The sequence below is a fragment of the Mesorhizobium sp. M7A.F.Ca.CA.002.05.1.1 genome (genome assembly GCF_003998335.1).
Classification (GTDB): domain Bacteria; phylum Pseudomonadota; class Alphaproteobacteria; order Rhizobiales; family Rhizobiaceae; genus Mesorhizobium.
In genome coordinates, this window is record NZ_RZQI01000509.1 from 1 (window position 1) to 4395 (window position 4395).

At 64.0% G+C, this 4395-nt stretch carries 4 protein-coding genes; all 4 read right to left on the minus strand.

Annotation, left to right across the window (positions count from 1 at the left end; all coding sequences use genetic code 11):
• Nucleotides 1-1544 (minus strand): ABC transporter ATP-binding protein (locus EN939_RS22715; RefSeq protein WP_164751150.1); only part of this gene is annotated, 1544 nt, incomplete at its 3' end.
• A complete protein-coding gene (locus EN939_RS22720; protein WP_127269829.1) occupies nucleotides 1541-2410 on the minus strand; it encodes an ABC transporter permease in 870 nt (289 codons plus the stop codon). The genes EN939_RS22720 and EN939_RS22715, both read right to left, overlap by 4 nt.
• The gene (locus EN939_RS22725) at nucleotides 2407-3354 is read right to left on the minus strand and encodes an ABC transporter permease (protein ID WP_127269831.1); all 948 of its coding nucleotides are present in this window, start codon (nucleotides 3352-3354) and stop codon (nucleotides 2407-2409) included. The genes EN939_RS22720 and EN939_RS22725 overlap by 4 nt, the downstream gene beginning before the upstream one ends.
• A 13-nt stretch (nucleotides 3355-3367) precedes the next feature.
• Nucleotides 3368-4395 (minus strand): ABC transporter substrate-binding protein (locus EN939_RS22730; RefSeq protein WP_127269833.1); only part of this gene is annotated, 1028 nt, incomplete at its 5' end.

Here is a 4395-nt window from a genome sequence, read left to right on the forward strand (position 1 = left end):
GACTGCGGGCGGTCGAGCACCGCGTTCGTCTTGCCGCGCTCGACGATCTTGCCGTCATGCATGACCAGCACCTCGTCCGTGATGGCGCGGGCGACGGTCAAATCATGGGTGATGAAGAGATAGGCGATGCCGAGCTTCTGGTTGAGCTCGGCGAACAAATCGAGGATTTGGGCGCGGATCGAGACGTCGAGCGCCGAAACCGGTTCGTCGGCGACGACCAGCTTGGGGCGGGTGATGATGGCGCGGGCGATCGACAGGCGCTGGCGCTGGCCGCCGGAAAATTCATGCGGGTATTTGTCCATGTCGCTGATGCCGAGGCCGACTTCGTGCAGCGCATGCGCCACCATTTCGCGGCGCTCGGTGCGTGTCGGCTGCTTCTCCAGCACATGCAGGGGTTCGGCGACTAGTTTTTCGACCTTCTGACGCGGGTCGAAGGATCCGTAGGGATCCTGGAAAACGACCTGCATGTCACGGCGAGCCGGCTTCAGCTCGGCTTCGCTTTTGCCGGTGATGGTCTCGCCGCGAAACCGGATCGAGCCCGATGTCGGCCGATCCAGCGCCAGGATCATGCGGGCGAGCGTTGACTTGCCGCAGCCGGATCTGCCGACCAGCGCCACTGACTGACCCGGCGCCATCGACAGCGAGACATCGTCGACGGCGCGGATGCCAGGCGCGCGTTTGAACAATGAGGTGCGCCGTCCGGGATAGTCGCGTGTCACGCTTTCGACCTGAAGCAAAGGTCGGCTCGTCTCGATGCCATGCGGCCTGGCGCGCGCCGGCACATGCATCGAGGCCTGCGCCAGCTGGCGCGTGTAGGGATGGAACTGTTCGGACAGCGTGCGCGCAGTGTCGCCGGCTTCCATAACCTCGCCGCGGCGCAGGATAGTGATGCGGTCCGCCATCTCGGTCACCACGGCGAGGTCGTGCGAGATCAGGAGCAGGCCCATGCGGCTCTCGGCGACGAGGTCGCGCAAGAGGTCGAGGATCTGCGCCTGCAGCACCACGTCGAGCGCCGTCGTCGGCTCGTCGGCGACCAGCAGCTTCGGCTTCAGCGCGCAGGCGATGGCGATGACGACGCGCTGGCGCTGGCCACCGGACAGTTCATGCGGATAGCGCGACATTGGGAATTTCGCTTCGGGGAGGCCGACGCGGTCGAGCATTTTTCGCGCCCGGTCTTCGGCCTCGGCGCGGCTGGCCTTGGTGTGCCAGCGTATGCCTTCGGCAACCTGTTCGCCGATGGTCTTGACCGGATTGAGCGCCGTCATCGGTTCCTGGAAGACCATGCCGATGTCGTCGCCGCGCAGCGCGCACATCTGATCCTCGGTTGCCGCGAGGATGTCGATGCCGTCGAATGTGACGCGTCCGGTGGCGCGCGCGGCATGGGGCAGAAGCTGCATCACCGTCAGCGCGGTCATCGACTTGCCCGAGCCGGATTCGCCGACCAAACCCATCACCTCGCCGGGCGCGACGGAAAGCTCCATTCCTTTAAGGATCTGCGTGTCGCCGATGGTCAGCGACAGGTTCTCGATGTCGAGCAGGCTCATCGCTGCCGCCGCGATTTCGGATCGAGGATGTCGGCGATGCCGTCGCCCAGGAGGTTCAGCCCCAGCACGGCGACAACGATCGCCATGCCCGGAAAGATCGCCATCCATGGCGCCACCACCATGCGGGTCTGCGCGTCGAACAGCATGCGGCCCCAGCTCGGCATTGGCGGTTGCGCGCCAAGGCCGAGATAGGAAAGCCCGGCCTCGGCTAGGATGCCCAGCGCGAACTGGATGGTGCCTTGCACCAGGAGCAGCGTGGCGATGTTGGGCAGCACATGTTCGATTGTGATCTGCGTGCTGCTCTTGCCGGCGGCGCGCGCGGCCAGAATGAACTCGCGCGGCCAGATCGCCAGCGCGCCGGCCCGGGCGACACGGGCAAAGACCGGGATGTTGAAGATGCCGATGGCGATGATGGCGTTGATCGCGCCTGGCCCGAAGATGGCGGTGATCATGATCGCCGACAGCAAAGCCGGGAAGGCGAAGACGAGGTCGTTCAGCCGCATCAGTGCCTCGTCGACGAGGCCGCCGCGTGCCGCCGCAAAGGCGCCGAGCGGCACGCCGACCCCCATGCCGATGCCGACCGCGACCAGCGCCACGGCAATCGAATTGCGGGCCCCGACCATGACCATCGACAGAATGTCGCGGCCGAAATGGTCGGTGCCGAACCAGTGCGCCAGCGAGGGTGCCTGCGTCTTGTCCGATATCACCAGTTTGGTGACGTCGTAGGGCGTCCAGCCATAAGAGACTACAGCCATTGCCAGGATCAGCAGCGTGATGACGAAACCGGCCACGAAGGCGGTATTCCTGAACGCCTTGCCCAGGATGTTGCCAAACGTCTCTTCTGACATCTCGATTTGCAGTGTCATTGCCGGCTTCTCAAGCGCGGATCGACAACCGCATAGGAAAGGTCGACGAGGAGGTTGACGGCGATGACGGCGGCGACCAGCAGCATGACGACGCTTTCGACGACGATCAGATCGCGCTGGGTGATGGCCTGGAACACCAGCCTGCCGAGGCCGGGCAGGTAAAAGACATTCTCAATGATGATGGTGCCGGCAAGCAGGAAGGCAAACTGCAGGCCCAGAATGGTCAGCACCGGGATCATGGCGTTGCGCAGTGCATGCCGCCACAAGACTGCGCGATAGGGCAGGCCCTTGGCGCGGGCGGTGCGGATATAGTCCTCGTTCAGCACCTCGATCAGCGCCGAGCGGGTGACGCGCGCCAGGATCGCGGCTTGCGGCAAGGCAAGTGCGACCGCCGGCAGCAGCAGCGATTTCAAGGCTGGCCAGATGCCAGCACTCCAGCCGGGAAACCCACCGGCGGGGACCAGCCGCAGCCAGACGGCGAAGACATAGATCAGCATCAGCGCGAACCAGAAATTGGGCACGGCAACGCCAAGCTGTGCGGCGCCCATGGAAATCGTGTCACCGGCGCGTCCACGCCGGCTGGCGGAAAACAGGCCAACGGGAATCGCGATGATGGTGGAGAGCGCAAGCGCAATCAGCGCCAGCGGCAGCGAGACGGCAAGCCGCTCGCGCACCAGATCGATGACCGGCACCGAATAGGTGTAGGAGCGGCCGAAATCGAGACTGAGCAGGCCGCCGGCCCATTGCAGGTAGCGCAAGGCCAGCGGCGCGTTGAGGCCCATCTGGTTGCGCAGCAGCTCGACCTGATCGGCACTGGCGTTCAGGCCCAGCATCAGCCGCGCCGGATCGCCGGGCAGGATCTCCAGGACGGCGAACACCACCATGGAAGCCAGCACCAGCGTGGCGAGCGCGACGGCGAAGCGTTTTAGGAGGTAGGCGGTCATGGAAGGTGGGGGATCACTCGCTCCACTTCACCTTGGTCAAATCATTGGCCTGGATCGGGGCGTTTTCCCACAGGCCTTGCAGCTTGGCGTCCCAGACGCCGACCTTGGGCAGTTCGTAGAGGAAGCCGACCACGGCATCGTCCGCCAGGATCTTCTGTGCCTGCCCCAGCAATTCCTTGCGCTTGGCTTCGTCGGAGGTGACGCCGAGATCGGCAATCACCTTGTCGAAGGCCGGGTTGTCGTAGTTGAAGTAATAGTCCTTGCGCGAATAGATATCGATGTCGTTGGGCTCGGTGTGGGAGACGATGGTCAGGTCGTAATCCTTCTTGGTGAACACCTGATCCAGCCACTGCGCCCATTCGACCGGGATGATCTCCAGATCGATGCCGACGTCGCGAAGTTGTGAGGCTATGATTTCGCCACCGAGGCGGGCATAGGCGGGCGGCGGCAGTTTCAGCGTCGCCTTGAAGCCGTTTTCGAGGCCTGCCTCTTTCAGCAATTCCTTGGCCTTGGCGACATCATGCTGGTAGCGGCCGGTGAGGTCGACATAATCCTTGCTGGCCGGCGACATGTGCGAGCCGATCGGCTGGCCGAGGCCGGCCGAGGCGCCGTCGATGATCGCCTTGCGATCGAGCGCGTAGGAGATCGCCTGCCTCACCTGCAACTTGTCGAAAGGAGGCTTCTTGTTGTTGATCGACAGGATGGTCTCACCCTCGGTCGAGCCGATCACCACCTTGAAGCGCGGATCGTCCTTGATCTGCGCGAGGCTGTCGGCATCGAAGAACGGGAAAGCCTGGATGTCGCCGGAAAGCAGGGCCGGCACATAGGCCGCGGCATCGGGCACGATGCGGAATTCGGCCTTGTCGAGGGACGCCGGTGTGCCCCAGTAATTGTCCGATTTGACCAGCGTGATCGACGATCCCTTGGCCCAGCTCTGGAACTTGAACGGGCCGGTGCCGATCGGTTTCTCCTTGTTGGTCTCTGCCGATTCCGGCGCCACGATCACCGCGTCACCCCAGCCCATATTGTAGAGGAAGGATC